This is a genomic window from Levilactobacillus fujinensis, assembly GCF_003946335.1.
In the GTDB taxonomy this organism is placed as follows: Bacteria; Bacillota; Bacilli; order Lactobacillales; family Lactobacillaceae; genus Levilactobacillus; species Levilactobacillus fujinensis.
Genome location: NZ_RHNX01000085.1, coordinates 1 through 2,174, shown reverse-complemented (window position 1 = coordinate 2,174; position 2,174 = coordinate 1). Strand labels below are relative to the sequence as shown.

General features: G+C 36.0%; 1 protein-coding gene. It reads left to right on the top strand.

Annotated elements, in window-relative coordinates; genetic code table 11:
• Positions 1-100: 100 nt before the first annotated feature.
• The gene (locus tag EKM89_RS13715; protein ID WP_125689336.1) at positions 101-2,137 is read left to right on the top strand and encodes a KUP/HAK/KT family potassium transporter; all 2,037 of its coding nucleotides are present in this window, start codon (positions 101-103) and stop codon (positions 2,135-2,137) included.
• The last annotated feature ends 37 nt before the right edge of the window (positions 2,138-2,174 follow it).

Genomic DNA, 2,174 nt, shown 5'->3' with positions numbered 1-2,174 from the left:
ATTTCATTATGATGTATATGGCATAGTTGCTTTTCTTCGTGTTTAGGCTTACTATTTTGCAGTGCTATATTTCAATAATTAGCGTTGGGGGCAAGCAAATATGAATAAGCAACTAGAACGTGTTTCTTTTGCGGGGGCACTTGTTACTTTAGGAATTGTGTACGGTGATATTGGCACTTCACCATTGTATGTTATGAATGCATTGATTGGTGACGCCGGTAAAATGGAAAATATTTCTCCCAATTACGTGATTGGATCGATCTCGTTGATTTTTTGGACATTAATGATCATTACAACGTTGAAGTATGTTGTCATTGCAATGCAAGCCGATAATAAGCGTGAGGGCGGAATTTTTGCTTTATATGCATTGGTTCGAAAAAATTCAAAATGGTTAATTTGGCCAGCCTTGATTGGTGGGGCGGCCATTTTGGCCGATGGAACATTAACTCCTGCAGTAACTGTGACTTCAGCCATTGAGGGATTAAAAAAACAACACCTTGGCCCTGTGGTGTTTAGTAATTCTCAACATAACGTCTTGATTATCACAACAGTTGTTCTACTCGTATTATTTATGATTCAACATTTTGGAACAGGTGTGATTGGGAAATCCTTTGGACCAGTGATGATTTTATGGTTTGGCTTTTTGGCTGTCTTTGGAATCGTTAATCTAATCAATTATCCAATGATATTGAAGGCTATTTCTCCTTATTATGCAATTAGGATACTATTCAGTCCAGTTAACAAAGTGGGAATCTTTATACTTGGAAGTATCTTTTTGGCAACCACAGGAGCAGAGGCTTTATATTCCGATATGGGTCACGTTGGCAAGCAGAATATTTATGTAACATGGCCACTAGTATATAGTACCCTATTTTTAAATTACTTAGGTCAGGGTGCTTGGATAATTAGACATGCAGGTGATACTGCTTACAGGAACTTATCGAACTTAAATCCCTTTTATGAAATGCTCCCCGGAACTTGGCGCCTAGTTGGCATTTTGCTAGCCACACTCGCTGCAATTATTGCCTCTCAAGCGTTGATTACGGGTTCTTACACTTTAGTCGATGAAGCAATTGGCTTAAAATTTTTACCTAGAATGGTTATTAGACATCCAAGTAATATAAAAAATCAAATTTATATTGCAACTGTTAACTGGATACTATGTATAATAACAATTAGTGTAGTCTGGTTCTTTGGTAGTTCACAAAAAATGGAGGCCGCGTATGGTTTAGCAATCACTATTACCATGCTTATGACTACTGTGCTTTTGCATGAATTCTTAAAGAAACACCTGGCTAAGGGAACAGCACTTATAATTGCCTTGTTTTTTGGTTTTATTGAGTTAATCTTTCTAATTTCAAGTTTGGTTAAGTTTATTCATGGCGGTTATGTTACGTTAACAATCATGTTGGGCATTCTTTATATTATGTGGCTTTGGTACTTTGGAAATAAACGAAGAGACCATTATGAGAAAGAAAGCGAGTATGTTTCACTTCTTGACTATCGTGATCAACTCTCTAAATTAAGCGCAGACAATACAGTACCTTTGTTCACGACTAACTTAGTGTATATGACTAAAATTAAGGGTGATTACCAAATTAAGCGTAGTACCATGTATTCTATTCTCGACAGACAACCTAAAAGAGCTAAAGTTTATTGGTTTGTTACAGTCAATGAAACCAATGCACCTTATGAAAGTAATTATACAGTTGATTTACTTGAGACGCATAATGTTGTTAACGTTCAAATTTACTTAGGGTTTAGGAAATCTCAATCCGTTAGTGTCTATTTACATCAAATTGTAAATCATCTAGTGGAACAAGGTATTTTAGAACCACAAATACCCACGTATTCAACAGAGCGACAACGGAAAGTCGGCGACTTTAAGTTTGTTATTATAACGGAACAACCAGCAGATTTAATTGTCAATGATAAGTTAAGCTCGTTAGATAGAAGATTGATTGGCGGGCGCATCTATTTGCAGAAAATTACGGCCTCACCTATTTCATGGTATGGTTTGGAGTTTAGCAATGTCATAGAAGAAAGTTCTCCGTTATTTATTACTCAAGATCAGGATCAATACTTAATCCAAAAGAAAATTTATCATCGAGGCAGATTAAGTAAGACTGAAAAATGAGTATGCAGTAGTTTAAGTGCAACAACTAAGTTAGAAA